This is a genomic window from Streptomyces sp. NPDC004561, assembly GCF_053602155.1.
In genome coordinates, this window is the sequence record NZ_JBSGDB010000157.1 from 1 (window position 1) to 18,030 (window position 18,030).

The window sequence follows — 18,030 nt, forward strand, 5'->3', positions numbered from 1 at the left end:
CCGACGAGCGCCGGGCCGAGGCGGCGCAGGACCGCCTGGTCGACGTGGCCCTGCTGGAGGAGACGGCGTACGGCCGCTACACCCCCCACGACCTGGTCCGCGACTTCGCCCGCGAACTGGCCGACACCCACGGCGACTTCCCCGCCACCCGGGCCGGGGTCCACCCGGCCTCGGGGCCGGACACCGGATCGGCCCCCGCGCGTCCGGCCCCGGGCGCGGACACCCGGCCGCCCGAAGCGCCTTTTGCCGCCCACGCAGGCACCGGTCCCACTGACGCGCGCTCCGCCTCCCGACCCGCGGCAGGACCCGCCGGCCCGCGCCCCGCCGGCGACCCGGGGAGCGCCGTTCCGGGCGATGCCGTCTTCGCCGCGCGCTCCACGCCCGGTACCGCAGCGCGCCGGCCCGGCACCGCACCCGACGCGCCCGGCCGTACCGCCGAGTCGAGCCCCGAGCTGGCCGCGCTCCGTTGGTACGCGGCCGCTGCCGAGCGGGTGCTGATGGCGGTCGTGGAGCCCGGGCTGGACCAGGACGACCGGCGGCGGCCCACCTCGGCGCAGCCCGCCGAGCTGGCCGCGGACGTGGCTGCCCTGCCGCTCTTCGAGTCCGCGGAACAGGCCTTCGCCTGGGGCGAGACGGAACTGGAGAACGTCGTCGCCCTGGTGGCGCGGAACGCGGACACGGCCGACCCGCGCGGGGCCGCCCATCTGTCGGCGCTCGCGCGGCTGCTCTTCCCGTATGCGCAGCGCAGCGGACGAGTCGCCGAGATGGAGGTGCTCGGGCGGGCCGCGCTCGGGGCGGCGCGACGGCTCGGGGACGCGGCGGCCGAGGCGTACGCGCTCGGCGATCTCGCGGGCCTGCTCTTCCTGACCGGCCGGCAGAACGACGCCCTCGCCCTGACCGACCAGTCCCTCGAGATCTGGCGGCGGCTCGGTGCGGCCTCCCGGATCAGGCGCTGTCTGAACAACCGCGGGCTGCTGCTGGAGGGGCTCGGCCGGTTCGAGGAGTCGAGGGAGGCGCTGCGGCAGAGCCTCGCCTACTCGCGGCAGCTGAACGACCCCTACGGCGAGGCCGTCACCCACAGCCATCTCGGCAACCTCTACGAGCACACCGATCCGCGCACCGCCATCGAGCAGCACCGGCGCTCGCTGGCGATCGGGGACGCGATCGGCGCGGTCATCGTGCAGCACTCGGCGCACTGCAACATCGGCTACGCCTACCTCAGCCTGGCCGAACCGGCCGCCGCCGCCCGGCACTTCGAGGAGAGCCTGCGCATCCTCGGCGACCACGGCGACTGGCACGGCGAGTCCCAGACCCGGCTCGGCCTGGTCCGCGCGCTGCGCGAGCTGGGGGAGACCGAGCGGGCGGGCGGCGAGTGCGCCAGGCTGCTGCGCCGGGCCGACGCCCGCGCCGACCGCTACATGGGCGGCCTGGCCCGGCACCAGCACGGGCTGCTGCTGCTCGAACAGGGGCGGCGGGCGGAGGCGTACGAGAGCTGGCGCGCGGCGCTCGCGGCGCTGGACGGCACGGACGAGCAGGCGGTGCTGGCGGAGCTGCGGGGGCTGCTGACGGACTGAACCGGCGCGCGTCCCGGCCTACTTGGCGTCGGCATAGCACTCGACCACCGCCGTGGTGAACGGGAACCGCACCGGTGTGTCGCCGAAGGTGAGCCGTCCCGCGAGTTCGGCCGACTCGCGGATGGCCCGGACGACGGTGTCGGCCTCCTCGACGGGGCAGTGCACGATCACCTCGTCGTGCTGGAAGAAGACCAGCTCCGCCCGCAGGTCCGCGCAGGTCCGGCGGAGTGCGGCGAGCAGCAGCAGGGCCCAGTCGGCGGCGCTGCCCTGGACCACGAAGTTCCGTGCGAAGCGGCCCCGGGCGCGGGAGTTGGTGGAGGCGTAGCCGGGGCCCCAGGGGGCCTGGCCGTCCGCCGGTGCCTCGGTGTCGTCCTCGGCGACGGGGATGCCCGCCTCCTCCGCCGGGTCCTCGGCCGTGCCGGCGGCGGGCGGGCAGGTGCGGCCCAGCCAGGTGCGCACCAGCCGGCCCTCCTCGCCCGCGCGTGCCGCGTCGTCGACGTAGGCGACGGCCCTGGGGAAGCGGCGGCGCAGCGCGGCGAGGTTCTTCAGGCCGTCGCCGGAGGTCTGGCCGTAGACCGCGCCGAGCACCGCCAGTTTGGCCTGGTCGCGGTCGCCGGAGAAGGCCCGGTCGGAGACGGCCTGGTAGAGGTCGCTCTCCCGGCCGGCGACCTCCATCAGCCCGGGGTCGCGGGAGATCGCGGCCAGGACGCGCGGCTCCATCTGGTCGGCGTCGGCCACCACCAGCCGCCAGCCGGGGTCGGCGACCACGGCCCGCCGGATCACCTTGGGGATCTGCAGGGCGCCGCCGCCGTTGGTCACCCAGCGGCCGGTGACCGTGCCGCCGGCCTGGAACTCCGGGCGGAAGCGGCCGTCGCGCACCCAGTCCTGCAGCCAGGACCAGCCGTGCGCCACCCAGATGCGGTACAGCTTCTTGTACTCCAGCAGCGGCTCGACGGCCGGGTGGTCGACGGACCGGATCTCCCAGCGGCGGGTGGAGCGCACCTTGATCCCGGCCTGCGCGAAGGCCTTGACCACGTCGGCGGGGAGGTCGGGGCGCACCCGGCGGCCGAAGGCGGCGGAGACCCGGTCGGCCAGCTCGGCGAGGCGGCGCGGCTCGCCCCCGCCCGCGTACCGCTCGCCGAGCAGGTCGTGCAGCAGTCCGCGGTGGACGTCGGCGCTCCAGGGCAGGCCGGCGTGGTTCATCTCGGCCGCCACCAGCATCCCGGCGGACTCGGCGGCGGTCAGCAGCCGCATCCGGTCGGGGTGGGCGGTCCGGCCGTGCCGCCGCTGCTGGTCGGCGTAGACCGCGAGCAGGTCCGCGAGGGGCAGGCGGGCGCCGGTGGGCTCGAACAGCGGGGACTGGGCGCCCGGTTCGGCCGCGCGCTGCGGCGGGTCGGACGGTACGGGGCCGCCGCGGAGGCGGGCCAGGGCGGCGGCGGCCGAGCGTGGCTCGCCGTACCGGCCCTCGTGGCCCAGCAGGAGTGTCTCGGCGTCCTCGACGTCGTAGCACCGCTCCACTCGCACCCCCGTGGCGAGCAGACGCGGGTAGACCTCGGCGGTCGACCGCCACACCCAGCGCGTGACCTCCGGGCGGCTCCGCACCGCCCCGGCGGGATCGCTCTCCCGCCGCACCGGCCCGGCGGGCAGCCCGTCCGGGCCGAGGGGGGCGACGTCCACGCCACCGTCCTCGGCCGGTGCGAGTGCCCACCGGTCGGTCATGACTGCGAGTGTGGCAGGAGGCACTGACAATGGACGTGACCTGCGGTTTCAGTCCTCCTGAGCGGATTCCTGGCGTTGCTCCAGGAGCAGCGCCAGCACCTTGCCGACGTACTCCTCGGCCGCGGCCTTGGTGATGCCGAGGCCGCTGAGGACGCCCTCGCCGTTCTCGTGCTCCAGCAGGGCCAGCAGGATGTGCTCGGTGCCGATGTAGTTGTGCCCGAGCCGGAGGGCCTCGCGGAAGGTGAGTTCCAGGACCTTCTTGGCCTCGGGGCCGTAGGGGACGAGATCGGGGACCTCCTCCGCGGCGGGCGGCAGGGCGGCGGTCGCGGCCTGCCGTACGGAGTCCAGGAGGACGCCCTGCGCGGTGATCGCCTTCGCGGCCAGGCCCTCCGGCTCGGCCAGCAGCCCGAGGACCAGGTGCTCGGGGCGGCCCTCGGGGTTGCGGGCCGCCACGGCCTCGTTGTGCGAGGCGACGACGACGTTGCGGGCGCGGGGGGTGTAGCGGCTGAAGCCCTGGCTGGCGTCGAGGTCGGCGGACTCCTTGGGCACGAACCTCTTCTGCGCCGCCTGCCGGGTGACGCCCATGCTCCTGCCGATGTCGGTCCAGGAGGCGCCCGAGCGGCGGGCCTGGTCGACGAAGTGCCCGATCAGGTGGTCGGCCACGTCGTCGAGGTGATCGGCGGCGATCACCGCGTCCTGGAGCTGGTCGAGGGGTTCGGTGTGAACCTTCTTGATGGCCTCGATGAGGTCGTCGAGGCGGACGGAAGCCGTGATGTTCGGGTTGGTCGCCATGTGTCAACCGTAGGTTGCGCCCTCCCCACTGTCAACCGACGGTTGACACCTGTTCGGAGGTTGGAGGCGGGTGGTTGTCCACAGGCTGTGGACGACGTTCGGGCGCCGTCGGTGGGCCATGGCACGATCGGCGGTGTGACCAGTACTGCCAGCACCGTCGAGCGGGCCTTCCGGGCGGCGCTCTACGACGACACCGACACCGGACTCGACACGGGCGCCTCCCTGCTCGCCGCCGACCCCGCCGCGGACGCCGAACTCGCGCGGCGGGGCGAGGAGTTCGTGGCGACGGCGTGGCAGCGCGGCTGGCAGCCCGCCGATGTCGTCCGGCTGGTGCGGCGCGAGCTGGAGGAGGCGCACGCGCGCCTGGCCGCCGCGCTGATCCGCGCGCAGTCCGGGCGGGACCGTCCGCGCGGACGCCGTTGGACCGCCCAGCTGGCGGACCTGCCCGAGGGCCCCGCGCGCGAGGCCGACCGCTTCTCCCACGCCACAGCCGTCCTGGAGCTGTACCGCCTGCTGCTGCGCCTGCCCGCCCTGGAGCCCCTGGAGGAGGAGTCCCGGCGCGCGTCCGCCCTGGCCGCCTCCCGCGTGCTCGCCCGCATCCGCGCGCTGCTCGCCAAGGCCGAGGCGACCGGCTACCCGGAGGAGGCGGAGGCGCTGAGCGCCAAGGCGCAGGAGCTGATGGCCCGGCACAGCGTCGACGAGGCGCTGCTCGCCGCCGAGGCGCCCGCTCCGGACGCGCCCGGGGCCTGCCGGATCGGGGTCGAGCCGCCGTACGAGCAGGCCAAGGCGGTCCTGCTCGACGCCGTGGCCACCGCCAACCACTGCCGCGCGGTGTGGAACGAACCACTCGGCTTCTCCACCGTCGTCGGCTTCGAGGCGGACCTGGAGGCGGTCGAGCTGCTCCACACCTCGTTGCTGGTGCAGGCCACGCACGCGATGACCAAGGCGGAGGCGGCCCAGAGAGCCGGCGGACGCAAACGCACCAAGACCTTCCGGCAGTCGTTCCTCGCGGCCTACGCCCACCGCGTCGGCGCCCGGCTCGCGGCCGCCGCCGAGACCCAGGTCACCCGGGACCTGCTGCCGGTGCTGGCCACGCGCGCGACAGCCGTCACCGGCCGCCTGGAGCGCATGTTCCCCGAGACCACCACGACCCGGCTGCGCGGGGTGAGCGACGCGGCGGGCTGGACGGAGGGCGCCGCGGCGGCCGACCGTGCCCAGGTCGGAGCGCGCCCGCGGCTGGAGTGAGGCTCAGTCCCCGACCTGCTGGAAGGCGCTGACCGAGGCGTTCGCCGCGGACGGGCCGCCCTGGCCGGCGATCGGGCCGTACTTCCAGGGGAAGCTCTGCGCGGTGTCGCCGCCCGGCAGGGTGATGCGCAACTCCGTGGCCGCGAGGCTCGTGGAGTCCCCGTCCTTGCCGCGCACATAGGTGATCGTGAAGGTCGCGGAGTCGCCCTTGGCGAGCTTCAGCCTCTGTGCCTTCGCGCCCTTCTGGGCGGACAGCTTCGCGGACGCGCCCTTCTGGACGAGGGCGACGCCGGGGAAGTGGTCCAGGGTGCACGGCTTGCTCTGGTTGGTGATGCTGACGGGCACCTCGCCGGTGTCACCGGCGCCCGGGGCCACGCTCGCCGCCCCCACCTGCATGGACACCCCGCCGATCGCGCAGGCCGAGTTGTCCTTGCCGCCGCTCTTGTTGCTGCTGCCGTCGTTGCAGGCGGTCAGCAGCAGGGCGGCGGCGAGAGCGGTGACGGTGAGCGGAATGGCGCGCATGAGCAGGTCCCATCGAGGTCGTGACGGTATTCCAGCATCATGGCGTCTGCGGCGCGGGCCGTTTCGCGCGCCCCTCAGGAATCACCGCTTCAGGTGCTTCCCCGGGCGTCACGCTGCCGCTGCTTCGCAGCCTTCGCGCCCCCCGGCGGCTGCGCGCCCCCGCGCCCCGCGTCAGTGCTTCGGACGAGTCGGCAGCCCCGACGGCAGCCTGCCGCCGTCGGCCTTGGTGTAGGTCTCCTTGCCGGCCTTGCCCGACCAGGTCACCTTCAGGGCCTTGCCGTCGACCGAGTCGACCATGCCGGTGGCCCGGTCCTTGCTGCCGTCGGTGCAGGCCAGGTGGATCATCTGCATGCCGGCCTCGGCGCCCGCGGTGCCGCTGCACACGGTTCCGCCGGTCGCGAAGATCCCCGCCCGCTTCCCGGTGATCACCAGCGCCACGATCCTGCCGCCGCTCGTGGTGAGCCAGCTGCCCTGGATTTTGGCCGAGGCGCCGGTCACCCCCGAGGCGGCCGCGGTCGACGACGGCGCCGCGCTCGCGCTCGGCGTGGACGAGGAGTGCTCCTTGGTGCCGCCGCCGCTGCACGCCGTCAGCGTCAGCGCGCCCACCAGGCCCGCGGTCAGGGCCGCGACCCGCGCCCTCGAACGGACCGATGCACTGACCGAAGCAGTCGCCGAAGTCACGTCAGGCTCCCAAGCTGTAGCGTCCGCCGCCCTCGGCCGGACGGCCCGCAGCAAGCTACCAGCAGTTACCAGGAGGACCTCTTACGTCAGGCAGGAATCCGTTGTGAGCCTGCTCGCGCCCGGGGCGACGCGGGGGTGGCCTCCCGGTCCCCACGGAGCCGGACCCTGACGCGTAGGGAATTTCCTACGCTTGACTCGTAGGGAATCGCCTACCTATGGTCGTGCCCATGAACATCACTCACGCCTCCTTCGTCACCCTCCCCGTCGCCGACCAGGACCGCGCCCTGCGCTTCTACCGGGACGTGCTCGGCTTCGAGGTCACCACCGACCGGGAGATGCCGCCCGGGCGCTGGCTCCAGGTCGCGCCCGCGGGGGCGCAGACCGTCTTCACGCTCTCCGGTCCGGGCATGGGGGATTTCGAGCCCGGTTCGGCACGGGGGATCATGTTGGTGACGACCGATGTCGACGCCGACTGCGCGCGGCTCGCCGAGGCGGGCACCGAGGTGCAGGGCCCGGACGAGCTGCCGTGGGGCCGGATGGCCTCCTTCCGGGACCCGGACGGCAACGGTCTGATGCTGCTGACGGAGAAGGAAGGCTTCTGACGGCACCATGAACGGGACGGGTACCGCCGCCGAGGACCGCGTCTTCGCCGCGCTCGCCAACGCCACCCGCCGCGAGGTGCTGCGGCTGCTGCGCGAGCGCGGGCCGCAGCCCGTCCAGGCCCTGGCCGACCACTTCGACATGCGCCGCCCGAGCCTCTCGGAACACCTCAAGGTGCTCCGGGAGGCCGGCCTGGTCTCCGAGCAGCGATCGGGCCGGCAGCGCATCTACCGCCTGGAGGCGGCCCCGCTCGCGGACGTGCAGGACTGGCTCCATCCGTACGAGCGGTTCTGGCGCGAGCGACTGAAGGGCCTCGGCGGCCTCCTCGACCGCATGCCCGACGATGGAACGTCATGAGCACCACGCCTGACGGCGACGCGGACGACCTCACCACGATCCGCGTCGACCAGTTCTTCCCCCATCCGCCCGCCAAGGTGTGGCGGGCCCTGACCGAGCCGGCACTGCTCGCCCGCTGGCAGATGCCCGGCGCCGAGGACTTCCGTCTGGAGGTCGGCCATCGGTACCGGATGACCTCCGTCCCGCGTCCCAACGCCCGCTTCTCCGGCGTCGTCGAGGTGCAGGTCCTGGCCTACGACGAGGAGCGGATGCTGTCCCTCCGCTGGGCGGACGCCGATCCCGCCAATCCCGCGGACTGGACCCTCACATGGACCCTGGAACAGGAAGGGCGCGGCACGCGTCTGTTCCTAGTGCACGAGGGGTTCGATCCGGACGACCCGGGTCAGCTGATGGCGCGCAAGATCATGGGCGGAGGATGGAGAGGGCATGTCCTGCCTGCTCTTGGGCAGGCGCTGGAACGGCTGCCGTGAGATGTCGGCACATCGCCAGGTAAAGCACACGTCAAAGCTGTAACCACGGGAACACCGCGCGTGCACGTGCATCTGCTCATGCATCTGCACGTGAACAGGGTTATGATCCGGGTCAGTTGACCAAGCACTTATGGCAACCGGCCAGTGCACCACCGGGGAGCGACCTGTGGACCGCGACGTTGACGGCGTGTACGGGGGGTACGAGGTGTACAACGGCATGGCTGCCACGCAGCTGGACGGAGTGGCCTGGCAGAAGAGCAGGCACAGCAACTCGCAGGGCTCCTGCGTGGAGTTCGCGCGGCTGCCCGGGGGCGAGGTCGCCGTGCGCAACTCGCGCTTCCCGGACGGGCCCGCGCTCGTCTATACGCGTGCGGAGATCGAGGCCATGCTCCTCGGCGTCAAGGACGGCGAGTTCGACCACCTCATCGCAAGCTGACGAACCCGGCGGCGGGGCCCGCCGGGTGGCAACGATGTCGGCAGGTATCCCTGCGGCGACGCGCGTAGAAACCCGGCGTGCAAGGGTGTCGCCGGCGATTCAGTCGGCCGTCCGGAGCCGGAACATGGCCCAGACGACCTTGCCCTCGAGGGTGCCCGCGAGCGGGTGCCAGCCCCAGCTGTCCGCGAAGGAGTCGACGAGGAACAGCCCGCGGCCCGACTCGGCCGAGAAGTCGTCCGAGTCCCGCGGCGCCGGCGTCTCGTGGCTCGGGTCGCGCACGGCGCACACCAGCCGCTCCGTCCAGCGCATCAGATGCAGCCGTACGGACGGGCGGGTGTCGGCGCGGCCCGGGTCGGCCGGCCGGCAGTCCCCCCGCTCGGCGGCGGCCGGGGGCGGGGCGGCGTGACGCAGGGCGTTGGTGACGAGTTCGGAGACGACCAGGCATATGTCGTCGAAGCGGTCGTCGACGTCCCACTGGTCCAGGGTGCCCCGGGTGAACCGCCGTGCCTCGCGCACCGCCTCGTAACGGGGCGGCAGTGCACAGGAGGCGGCATCGGACACGGCCGCGGGATCCAACGGCGGAAGGCCCTGCCGTAACGGCTTGAGCATGGTCGATCCATTCGTCCCCATGCGAGGCACTCCCGGGAATTCGCGGTCGTTGCGATGCAGCGGTGGCGCGGCACCATGGTTTCGGATGCGAAGAGCAGATGCAAGGGCAGATGCACGTGCACGCGACCGAAATGGGGCTTCCCGTACCGCTTCTTGGCCATTTTTTCCGCCATCTTGGTCGCGGTGGCCGTCAGAGGTCCTGACCTCTGCACGGCGCCGACCCGTCGGAAACGGCCGACCTCTTTCCGTTTCCGTAACCGGACGAGTACTGCGCGAAGCGTTTTAGTGGCAGACTGCGGCACCTGAAGACGGTTGGGGAGGCTGGCGAACGTGAGCGCGGGAGAGCCCGGATCGGTGGTGCGGCGGATGCTGCTCGGCTCGCAACTCAGGCGGCTGCGTGAAGCACGGGGGATCACGCGCGAGGCGGCGGGCTACTCGATCCGCGCCTCCGAGTCGAAGATCAGCCGGATGGAGCTGGGCCGGGTGAGCTTCAAGACCAGGGACGTGGAAGACCTGCTGACGCTGTACGGCATCACCGACGAGGCGGAGCGCCAGTCGCTGCTCTCCCTCGCCCGCGAGGCCAACGTGGCGGGCTGGTGGCACAGTTACACCGACGTCCTGCCCAACTGGTTCCCCACCTATGTGGGCCTGGAGGGCGCCGCCTCGCTGATCCGCGTCTACGAGGTCCAGTTCGTGCACGGCCTGCTCCAGACCGAGGAGTACGCGCGCGCGGTGGTCCGGCGCGGCATGAAGGGCGCGAGCGCGGACGACGTCGAACGGCGGGTCGCGCTGCGCCTGGAGCGCCAGAAGTACCTGCTGTCGGACAACGCCCCCGAGTTCCACATCGTCCTGGACGAGGCCGCCCTGCGCCGCCCCTACGGCGACCGCGCGGTGATGCGCGGACAGCTCCAGCACCTGATCGACATCTCCGAGCGGCCCGACGTACGGCTGCAGATCATGCCGTTCGGCTTCGGCGGGCACTCCGGCGAGAGCGGCGCCTTCACCATCCTCAGCTTCCCCGAGTCCGACCTGTCCGACGTCGTCTACGTGGAGCAGCTGACCAGCGCCCTGTACCTCGACAAGCGCGAGGACGTCGCCCAGTACGAGCAGGCCCTGAAGGAGCTGCAGCAGGACAGCCCCGGCCCGGACGAGAGCCGGGATCTTCTCCGAGGTCTCCTTCAACTCTCTTGATACGCAAGTACGATGACGTGCGATCAGACCGTGACCGGGATCTGGCTACGCTAGCGATTGAGGGATCACATGTCGTCCTACTTCAGCGACCTGGCCCAGCAGTACATCGACGGTGAGTGGCGACCGGGCACCGGCTCCTGGGACGTCATCGACTTCAACCCCTACGACGACGAGAAGCTGGCCTCGATCACGGTGGCCACGGTCGACGAGGTGGACCAGGCATACCGGGCGGCCGCCCGCGTCCAGAAGCAGTGGGCCGATACCAACCCCTACGCCCGGCGCGCGGTCCTCGAGCGCGCGCTGAGGCTGATAGAGGACCGCGAGCAGGAGATAGCCGACCTGATCATCACGGAGCTGGGCGGCACGCGCGTGAAGGCCGGCTTCGAGCTGCACCTCGCAAAGGAGTTCCTGCGCGAGTCCATCCACCTGGCGCTGCGCCCCGAGGGGAAGATCCTGCCCTCCCCGGTGGAGGGCAAGGAGAACCGGGTGTACCGGGTGCCGGTGGGGGTCGTGGGCGTCATCAGCCCCTTCAACTTCCCCTTCCTGCTGTCGCTGAAGTCCGTGGCGCCCGCCCTCGCGCTCGGCAACGGCGTGGTCCTCAAGCCGCACCAGAACACCCCGATCTCCGGCGGCACCCTGATCGCCAGGATCTTCGAGGAGGCGGGCCTGCCCGGCGGCCTGCTCAACGTGGTCGTCACCGACATCGCCGAGATCGGCGACGCCTTCATCGAGCACCCCGTCCCGAAGGTCATCTCCTTCACCGGTTCCGACGCCGTCGGCCGGCACGTCGCCACCGTCTGCGCCGCGAACTTCAAGCGCTCGGTGCTCGAACTGGGCGGCAACAGCGCGCTGGTGGTGCTGGACGACGCGGACCTCGACTACGCGGTGGACGCGGCGGTCTTCAGCCGGTTCGTCCACCAGGGCCAGGTCTGCATGGCCGCCAACCGGGTCCTCGTGGACCGCTCGATCGCCGACGAGTTCACCGAGCGGTTCGTCGCCAAGGTCAGGACCCTCAAGGTCGGCGACCCGCGGGACCCGGAGACCGTCATCGGCCCGGTGATCAACTCCACGCAGGCCAACGCGATCTCCGGCGCGGTCGATCAGGCGCTCTCCGAGGGCGCCACGGCCCTGGTGCGCGGCGCCGTCAGCAACAACCTGGTGGAGCCCACCGTGCTGACCGGCGTCCCCGCTGACTCCTCGCTGCTGAGGCAGGAGGTCTTCGGCCCGGTCGTCTTCCTCGTCCCGTTCGACGGCGAGGAGGAGGCGGTCCGGATCGTCAACGACACCCCCTACGGCCTCAGCGGCGCCGTCCACACGGGGGACGTCGAGCGCGGTGTCGCCTTCGCCAAGCGGATCGACACCGGCATGTTCCACGTGAACGACGGCACCGTGCACGACGAGCCGATCGTGCCCTTCGGCGGTGAGAAGCACTCCGGCCTCGGCCGTCTGAACGGCGAGACGACCCTGGAGGCCTTCACCACCGTCAAGTGGATCTCGGTGCAGCACGGCCGGAGCGGGTTCCCCTTCTAGTCCCGGCCGGTAGTCCCGGCCGGTTCCGGCGGATCGCGGGACCTAGCGGACAGGATCTGACCTAAAGGGCCCGTAGCGTCGTCCTTGTCGGGGCAAACGCCCGGGCGAACCGAGGAGAGGCGACCGTCATGGTCACGCATGTGTCCGCCGAGGCGAGCGGTGACGAGCGGGGAGCGCTGCTGGCGTTCATCGAGGAGCAGCGCGGCGGGATCCGCCGGGCCCTGCTCGGGCTGACCGAGGAGCAGGCCCGGACCCGTCCGAGCGCCAGCGAGCTGACCCTCGCCGGGCTGCTCAAGCATGTCGCGGAGGTCGAGCAGAGCTGGATCGCCCGCGCCAGGCAGGAGCCGCCGGCGATCAAGCGCGACGAGTCGAACTGGCACGAGACCTTCCAGCTGGTCGGCGAGGAGACGGTGGCCTCACAGCTCGCGTACTGGGAGCAGGTCGCCGCGGAGACGGAGAAGTTCATCCGCTCCGCGCCCAGCCTGGACGACACCTTCCCGCTGCCGCCCGACCCCTGGTTCCCGCCGGAGGGCCGCGTCTCGCTGCGCTGGCTGTGTCTGCACCTCATCCGTGAGACGGCCCGGCACTCCGGTCACGCGGACATCATCCGGGAGTCCCTGGACGGGAAGACCGCGTTCGAGCTGGTGGCCATGGAGCAGGCGGCCGGATAGCGGGCCGCCGTACGGCACCCCCTCGGTCACCGGGCACAGCGTGCCCGAGGGGGGTCCCGAACACTCCTAGTGGTGGAAGCTGGTGGCCGCCTGCTTGTCCCGGTCGAGCGGATGCGGCTGCCGGCGCAACTCCGGCAGCAGCCGGGTCAGATCGTTCACGAACAGGTCGGCCAGGTCGTGGGAGAAGCCGTTGCGGCACACGATCCGCAGCACGGACAGGTCCTCGCGATTGGCCGGGAAGGTGTACGCGGGCACCAGCCAGCCGCTCTCGCGCAGCCGCCGGGAGACGTCGAAGACGTCGTACGACGTGACGCCGTCGGCCGTGGTCAACGCGAACACGGGCAACTGGTCGCCGCGCGTGAGCAGCCGGAAGTCGCCGAGCGCCTCGATCCGTTCCGCGAGCGAGGTGGCCACGTCCCGCGTTGACTGCTGCACCGCCCGGTACCCGTCGCGGCCCAGCCGCAGGAACGTGTAGTACTGCGCCACCACCTGGGCGCCGGGCCGCGAGAAGTTGAGCGCGAAGGTCGGCATGTCGCCGCCCAGGTAGTTGACCCGGAAGACCAGCTCCTCGGGCAGCGCCTCGGCGTCCCGCCACAGGGCCCAGCCGACCCCGGGGTACACCAGCCCGTACTTGTGCCCCGAGGTGTTGATCGAGGCCACCCGCGGGAGCCGGAAGTCCCACACCAGGTCCTCGTCCAGGAACGGCGCCACCATGGCGCCGGACGCGCCGTCCACGTGCACCGGGACGTCCAGCCCGGTGCGCTCCTGGAGGGCGTCCAGGGCCGCGCACAGGTCGGCGATCGGCTCGTAGGAGCCGTCGAAGGTCGAGCCGAGGACGCCGACGACGCCGATGGTGTTCTCGTCGCACATCTCGGCCGCCGTCTGCGGGTCCAGGTGGAAGCGGTCGCCCTCCATGGGCACGAGCCGCGCCTCGACCTCCCAGAAGTTGCAGAACTTCTCCCAGCACACCTGGACGTTGATCCCCATGACCAGGTTGGGCCGTGCGGCCGGGTACCGGTCGGGGTTGCGCTTCATCCAGCGCCGCTTCAGCGCCATCCCGGCGAGCATGCACGCCTCGCTCGACCCGGTCGTCGAACAGCCCACGGCGGCCGCCGGATCCGGTGCGTTCCACAGATCGGCGAGCATCGCCACGCAGCGCCGCTCCAGCTCGGCCGTGCGCGGGTACTCGTCCTTGTCGATCATGTTCTTGTCCCGGCACTCCGCCATCAGCACCCCGGCCTGCGGCTCCATCCAGGTGGTGACGAAGGTGGCCAGGTTCAGCCGGGAGTTGCCGTCCAGCATCAGCTCGTCGTGCACCAGCTGGTACGCCGTGGACGGGGACAGCGGGGATTCCGGGAGCCGGTGGGTGGGCGGGGCCTCGGTCATGCCGCCGACCGGGTTGGCCTCCCCGTAGAACGGGTTGACCGACAGCACCCGCTCCTGGTGCTTCTCGGGACCTTTGTGCAGGGCCATGGGCGTGCCTCCTCTGGGCCACCATAAGCGGACGGCACAGCCCCGACATCCGGAATGACCCGGACTCACACCCTGACTTGCACCTCACGTGACGTGAGGCCGCAGCCTGGACGGCGTACCGACGACAAGGAGCGGAAAGTGAGCTACTCCGTGGGCCAGGTCGCGGGGTTCGCCGGCGTCACGGTGCGCACCCTGCACCACTACGACGAGATCGGCCTGCTCGTACCCAGCGAGCGCACGTACGCCGGCCACCGGCGCTACAGCGACGCCGACCTCGACCGGCTCCAGCAGATCCTGTTCTACCGGGAGCTCGGCTTGCCGCTCGAAGAGGTCGCGGCGCTGCTCGACGACCCGGACGCGGACCCGCACGCGCACCTGCGCCGCCAGCACGAACTGCTGACCGCCCGGATCGAGAAGCTGCAGAAGATGGCCGCGGCCGTGGAACACGCCATGGAGGCACGCACGATGGGAATCAACCTGACGCCGCAGGAGCGGTTCGAGGTGTTCGGGGAGAACGATCCCGAGCAGTACGCCGAGGAGACACAGGCACGCTGGGGCGGCACCGAGGCGTACGCCGAGTCGCAGCGCCGCGCCGCCCGCTACACCAAGGACGACTGGAAGCGCATCCAGGCCGAGTCCGACGCCTGGACGGAGCGCTACAAGGCCCTGCTGGCCGCCGGCGAGCCGCCGACGGCCGAGGCGGCCATGGACCTGGCCGAGGAGCACCGGCGGCACATGGGCAGGTGGTTCTACGAGTGCCCGTACGAGATGCACCGCTGCCTGGGCGAGATGTACCTGTCCGACGAGCGCTTCAAGGCGTACTACGACGGGCTGCGGCCCGGCTTCGCGGAGCACCTCAGGGCGGCGATCCTCGCCAACGCCGACCGCCACACCTCCTGACCGGTCCCGGTCCGGGTGCGCGCGGGGTCACTCCCGGGCCAGGACCACCGCCGTGCCGTAGGCGCACACCTCGGTGCCGACGTCCGCGGCCTCGGTCACGTCGAAGCGGAACGCGAGCACCGCGTTGGCCCCACGCGCGCGTGCCTGCTCCACCAGGCGCTCCATGGCCTGGTTGCGGGTCTGCACGAGCGTCTTCGTGAGGCCCCTCAGCTCGCCGCCGATCATCGACTTCAGTCCGGCGCCGATCTGGCTGCCGAGGTGCCGGGAGCGCACGGTGAGCCCGAAGACCTCACCGATGACCTGCTGCACCCGGTATCCGGGCACGTCGTTCGTCGTGACGACCAGTACGTCCGGCTGCGGCCCCTGGCCGCCGCCGTACTCCTCGAGTCCCATGAGTCACAGCTTTCTCCCGGTCATCCCACAGCGCATCCTGGGGGCACCGGGGGAACCTGGGGCGGTCACATCACGTTGATAGCTTTGTGCGGCCGTACTACTTGGACACCGTAGCCGCCCTCATCCCTCTCAGGAGCCCGGACCCGTGATGACACTCGCCCTAGGCCCGAGCTGGCTCGATCCCAACTATCTGCTCGACACGTACGGCATCTGGGGCCTGCTGCTCGTCGTCTTCGCCGAGTCCGGTCTGCTCATCGGGTTCTTCCTGCCCGGCGACTCGCTGCTGTTCACGTGCGGTCTGCTGATCACCACGCACGAGCTGAAATTCCCGCTGTGGGGCGCGATCGCGCTGATCTGTCTCGCCGCCGTCCTCGGCGACCAGGCGGGCTTCATGTTCGGCAGGAAGGTCGGCCCGTCCCTGTTCAACCGGCCCGACTCCCGCCTGTTCAAGCAGGAGAACGTCACCAAGGCGCACGAGTTCTTCGAGAAGTACGGCCCCAAGTCCCTGGTCCTCGCCCGCTTCGTGCCGGTCGTGCGGACGTTCACGCCGATCATCGCGGGCGTCAGCGGCATGCGGTACCGCTCGTTCCTGGTCTTCAACGTCATCGGCGGCACCCTGTGGGGCGCGGGCGTCACCCTCCTCGGTTCCTGGCTCGGCAAGCACGCCTTCGTCAAGAACAACATCGAGGCGATCCTCATCCTGATCGTCCTCGTCTCGATCGTCCCGATCGCCATCGAGTACCTGCGCGCCCGCGGCAAGAACAAGAAGGCCCGGCAGAACGCCCCCGAGGGCGCCCCGCAGCAGTCTCAGGCGCCCCTCCACCAGCAGCCGCCGGTCATGGACGACGCCACGACCAGGCTGCGCCGCATCGAGTCGGAGCCGCGGTACGACCAGCCCTACCAGCAGCAGCCCCAGCACCAGGAGCAGCAGCAGTACTGGAACCAGGGCGGCTACGACAACCAGTACTACGAGCAGCAGTACCCGCAGCAGCAGTACGACCCGAACCAGCAGTACGGCCAGAACCAGTACGACCCGAACCAGCAGTACGGTCAGCCCCAGTTCGACCCGAACCAGTACCCGTACGACCACAGCCAGGGCAACTACCGCCCCTGAGGGGCAGGGGCCGTCCGGCGCCGGAGGGTGCTCAGAAGCCCCTGGTCCGCTTGGCGGCCCGGCGCTTCCCGGCGGAGCCGACCCGCAGGAAGATCCGGAAGACCTCCGACCCCAGGTTGACGCCGATCGCGATGGCCATGGCCAGGGAGGCGGCGTTGGCCAGCGACACCAGCCCCTTGTCCACCTGGTTCTCCGCCATGTTCAGCAGCCCGAAGTAGGTGGCGGAGCCGGGCAGCAGCGGTCCGATCGCCGCCGTCGTGTACGGCAGGGCGGAGGCGAACCGGTACCGGGACAGCAACTGGCCGAACAGACCGACCAGGCCCGCCGCCACGGCCGTCGACGCCACCGGCGAGATGTCGGCCACGTAGTGCATCGCGCCGTACACCGTCCACGCCACACCCCCGTTGAGGGTCACCCAGAGCACGGTGGACCGTTCCTGCTGGAGCAGCACCGCGAAGGTCAGCGACAGCAGCATGGAGGCCACGATCTGGATCACGGGCCGCTGCGAGATGCTGAGCGCCGCCTCCGGGTTGAGCTTGCCGCCGACCTTCACGCCGAAGTACAGGACGATCAGCACGCCGGTGACGATGCCCACGAAGAAGTACATGACCTCCAGCAGGCGGGCCGAGGCGGTGATGTAGAAGCCCGTCAGCCCGTCCTGCACGCCCGCCACCAGCGCCCGGCCGGGCAGCAGCGCGAACAGTCCACCGGTGATCACCGCGGACGCCCGCACGTCCACGTGCGCCAGCGCGAAGCCCACCCCGATCGCCGCCGGCGGCATCGCAGCCACCGTGAACTGGTAGAACTCCGGCAGCCCGCGCCCCGCGCACACCCATGCCAGCCGGTCGCCGAGCATCGCGCCGATCGCCGCGGCGAAGAAGACGATCAGGTCACCGCCGACCAGCATCGAGGCCGCGCCGGCCAGCAGCCCGCCGGCCAGGGTCAGCGCCCAGCCGGGGTAGGGGTGCCGGTTGCGGCGGATCTCCGCCAGGCGCCCGTAGGCCTCCTCCAGGGAGACATGGGTCTCCGGGTCGGTCAGGTCGTCCACCAGCCGGAAGACGGCCGCCAGACGCGTGTAGTCGGTGCCCCGCCGCCGTACCGTCCGGGACGCCGTCACCGGGTCCTCCACCAGCGACGGCTGGTGCGAGATCGACAGCAGGGTGAAGGTGACGTTCGGCTCGCAGCGGTCCAGGCCGTAGGAGCGGCACACCGCGAACATCGCGGCCTCCACGTCCTCGGCGCCCTCGCCGCCCGCCAGCAGCAGCTCCCCGATACGCAGGGTCAGGTCCAGCACGCGCGGGACGGCCGGGCCGCCCTCCTCCACCCGCTGCACCGGCTCCGGCGCGGGCCGCTCGGCCACCGGCAGGCGCAGCATCGTGCGCATCCGGTCCTGCCACGGCGCGTCCTTGACCAGGCTGACCAGCGGCACCCCGGCGGCCGGCGTGAACGTGGCCGGGGCGCTCTTCACGCTGTACGTGCTCGGCGTGGTGAACGCCGACGCCTCCGGCTCCGCACTCGGCGGCTGTGGCGTCCCCAGTCCGACCGGCACCGCGAACTCGGAGGTCGTCTCCGGCTCGGCGCTCCCCTTGGGGAGATCGAGACCCGCGGGGATCGCGAACTCCGACGTGATCTCCGGGTCGTACCGCGCCTCGTCCGACCGGGGCTTGCGGTCCTCCGCCTCCGTCACCTCGCACCGCTCCCTGAACTACACCTTCCGCTTGCCACAGTATGCGCACGGGTACCCGGACCGGCG

The 18,030-nt window shown here is 71.6% G+C and carries 19 protein-coding genes; 11 read left to right on the forward strand and 8 right to left on the reverse strand.

Annotated elements, in window-relative coordinates; genetic code table 11:
* On the forward strand, positions 1–1,574 hold a 1,574-nt coding region (locus tag ACWEN3_RS21255; RefSeq protein ID WP_452973154.1), incomplete at its 5' end, for a tetratricopeptide repeat protein.
* An 18-nt stretch (positions 1,575–1,592) separates the two neighbouring features.
* Here ACWEN3_RS21255 and ACWEN3_RS21260 read toward each other — a convergent pair.
* Both ACWEN3_RS21260 and ACWEN3_RS21265 read right to left on the reverse strand, forming a co-directional pair.
* Positions 1,593–3,293: a bifunctional 3'-5' exonuclease/DNA polymerase gene (locus ACWEN3_RS21260; protein WP_452973156.1), complete on the reverse strand. Its 1,701-nt coding sequence runs from the start codon at positions 3,291–3,293 to the stop codon at positions 1,593–1,595.
* A 48-nt stretch (positions 3,294–3,341) separates the two neighbouring features.
* Positions 3,342–4,085 (reverse strand): Clp protease N-terminal domain-containing protein, encoded by a 744-nt coding sequence (locus tag ACWEN3_RS21265; RefSeq protein ID WP_452973159.1) that lies wholly within the window; start codon positions 4,083–4,085, stop codon positions 3,342–3,344.
* A gap of 135 nt (positions 4,086–4,220) precedes the next feature.
* Here ACWEN3_RS21265 and ACWEN3_RS21270 point away from each other — a divergent pair, with 135 nt between their 5' ends.
* Positions 4,221–5,330 carry a DUF2786 domain-containing protein gene (locus ACWEN3_RS21270; protein WP_452973162.1) on the forward strand — a complete coding sequence of 370 codons (1,110 nt, stop codon included), beginning with the start codon at positions 4,221–4,223 and terminating at the stop codon, positions 5,328–5,330.
* Positions 5,331–5,333: 3 nt separating this feature from the next.
* Here ACWEN3_RS21270 and ACWEN3_RS21275 read toward each other — a convergent pair whose 3' ends face one another.
* Positions 5,334–5,852, reverse strand: a complete 519-nt coding sequence (locus ACWEN3_RS21275; protein ID WP_452973164.1) for a DUF4232 domain-containing protein — start codon at positions 5,850–5,852, stop codon at positions 5,334–5,336.
* Between the two features lie 171 nt (positions 5,853–6,023).
* Complete coding sequence (locus ACWEN3_RS21280; RefSeq protein ID WP_452973167.1) at positions 6,024–6,533, reverse strand: hypothetical protein; 510 nt, start codon at positions 6,531–6,533, stop codon at positions 6,024–6,026.
* A 227-nt stretch (positions 6,534–6,760) separates the two neighbouring features.
* On the opposite strand from ACWEN3_RS21280, the gene ACWEN3_RS21285 reads away from it, so the two are divergent.
* The 4 genes from ACWEN3_RS21285 (at position 6,761) to ACWEN3_RS21300 (ending at position 8,396) form a co-directional block, all read left to right on the forward strand.
* Positions 6,761–7,135 carry a VOC family protein gene (locus ACWEN3_RS21285; RefSeq protein WP_452973170.1) on the forward strand — a complete coding sequence of 125 codons (375 nt, stop codon included), beginning with the start codon at positions 6,761–6,763 and terminating at the stop codon, positions 7,133–7,135.
* Between the two features lie 7 nt (positions 7,136–7,142).
* The gene (locus ACWEN3_RS21290) at positions 7,143–7,490 is read left to right on the forward strand and encodes an ArsR/SmtB family transcription factor (protein ID WP_452973173.1); all 348 of its coding nucleotides are present in this window, start codon (positions 7,143–7,145) and stop codon (positions 7,488–7,490) included.
* Entirely contained in the window at positions 7,487–7,960 is a 474-nt protein-coding gene (locus tag ACWEN3_RS21295; RefSeq protein ID WP_452973176.1) for an SRPBCC family protein, read from the forward strand. The genes ACWEN3_RS21290 and ACWEN3_RS21295 overlap by 4 nt, the downstream gene beginning before the upstream one ends.
* Positions 7,961–8,126: 166 nt before the next feature.
* Positions 8,127–8,396, forward strand: coding sequence for a DUF397 domain-containing protein (locus tag ACWEN3_RS21300; RefSeq protein ID WP_452973179.1), 270 nt, complete (start codon positions 8,127–8,129; stop codon positions 8,394–8,396).
* Positions 8,397–8,495: 99 nt separating this feature from the next.
* Here the strand turns inward: ACWEN3_RS21300 and ACWEN3_RS21305 are convergent, their stop codons facing one another.
* Positions 8,496–9,005 carry an ATP-binding protein gene (locus tag ACWEN3_RS21305; protein ID WP_452973182.1) on the reverse strand — a complete coding sequence of 170 codons (510 nt, stop codon included), beginning with the start codon at positions 9,003–9,005 and terminating at the stop codon, positions 8,496–8,498.
* A gap of 366 nt (positions 9,006–9,371) precedes the next feature.
* Between ACWEN3_RS21305 and ACWEN3_RS21310 the strand changes: the two genes are divergently transcribed.
* The 3 genes from ACWEN3_RS21310 (at position 9,372) to ACWEN3_RS21320 (ending at position 12,397) form a co-directional block, all read left to right on the forward strand.
* Positions 9,372–10,196, forward strand: a complete 825-nt coding sequence (locus tag ACWEN3_RS21310) for a helix-turn-helix domain-containing protein (protein WP_452973204.1) — start codon at positions 9,372–9,374, stop codon at positions 10,194–10,196.
* Between the two features lie 69 nt (positions 10,197–10,265).
* Positions 10,266–11,726, forward strand: a complete 1,461-nt coding sequence (locus ACWEN3_RS21315; protein ID WP_452973185.1) for an aldehyde dehydrogenase family protein — start codon at positions 10,266–10,268, stop codon at positions 11,724–11,726.
* 128 nt (positions 11,727–11,854) lie between these two features.
* Positions 11,855–12,397, forward strand: a complete 543-nt coding sequence (locus ACWEN3_RS21320) for a DinB family protein (protein ID WP_452973187.1) — start codon at positions 11,855–11,857, stop codon at positions 12,395–12,397.
* A 66-nt stretch (positions 12,398–12,463) separates the two neighbouring features.
* On the opposite strand, the gene ACWEN3_RS21325 is transcribed toward ACWEN3_RS21320, so the two are convergent.
* Positions 12,464–13,870, reverse strand: coding sequence for a glutamate decarboxylase (locus ACWEN3_RS21325; RefSeq protein WP_452973190.1), 1,407 nt, complete (start codon positions 13,868–13,870; stop codon positions 12,464–12,466).
* Between the two features lie 138 nt (positions 13,871–14,008).
* Between ACWEN3_RS21325 and ACWEN3_RS21330 the strand changes: the two genes are divergently transcribed.
* Positions 14,009–14,770, forward strand: a complete 762-nt coding sequence (locus ACWEN3_RS21330; protein ID WP_452973193.1) for a MerR family transcriptional regulator — start codon at positions 14,009–14,011, stop codon at positions 14,768–14,770.
* A gap of 27 nt (positions 14,771–14,797) precedes the next feature.
* Here ACWEN3_RS21330 and ACWEN3_RS21335 read toward each other — a convergent pair whose 3' ends face one another.
* A complete protein-coding gene (locus tag ACWEN3_RS21335; protein WP_452973196.1) occupies positions 14,798–15,163 on the reverse strand; it encodes a YbjQ family protein in 366 nt (121 codons plus the stop codon).
* Between the two features lie 148 nt (positions 15,164–15,311).
* Between ACWEN3_RS21335 and ACWEN3_RS21340 the strand changes: the two genes are divergently transcribed.
* A complete protein-coding gene (locus tag ACWEN3_RS21340) occupies positions 15,312–16,277 on the forward strand; it encodes a DedA family protein (protein ID WP_452973199.1) in 966 nt (321 codons plus the stop codon).
* 31 nt (positions 16,278–16,308) lie between these two features.
* On the opposite strand, the gene ACWEN3_RS21345 is transcribed toward ACWEN3_RS21340, so the two are convergent.
* A complete protein-coding gene (locus ACWEN3_RS21345; protein ID WP_452973202.1) occupies positions 16,309–17,964 on the reverse strand; it encodes a threonine/serine ThrE exporter family protein in 1,656 nt (551 codons plus the stop codon).
* Positions 17,965–18,030 lie beyond the last annotated feature (66 nt).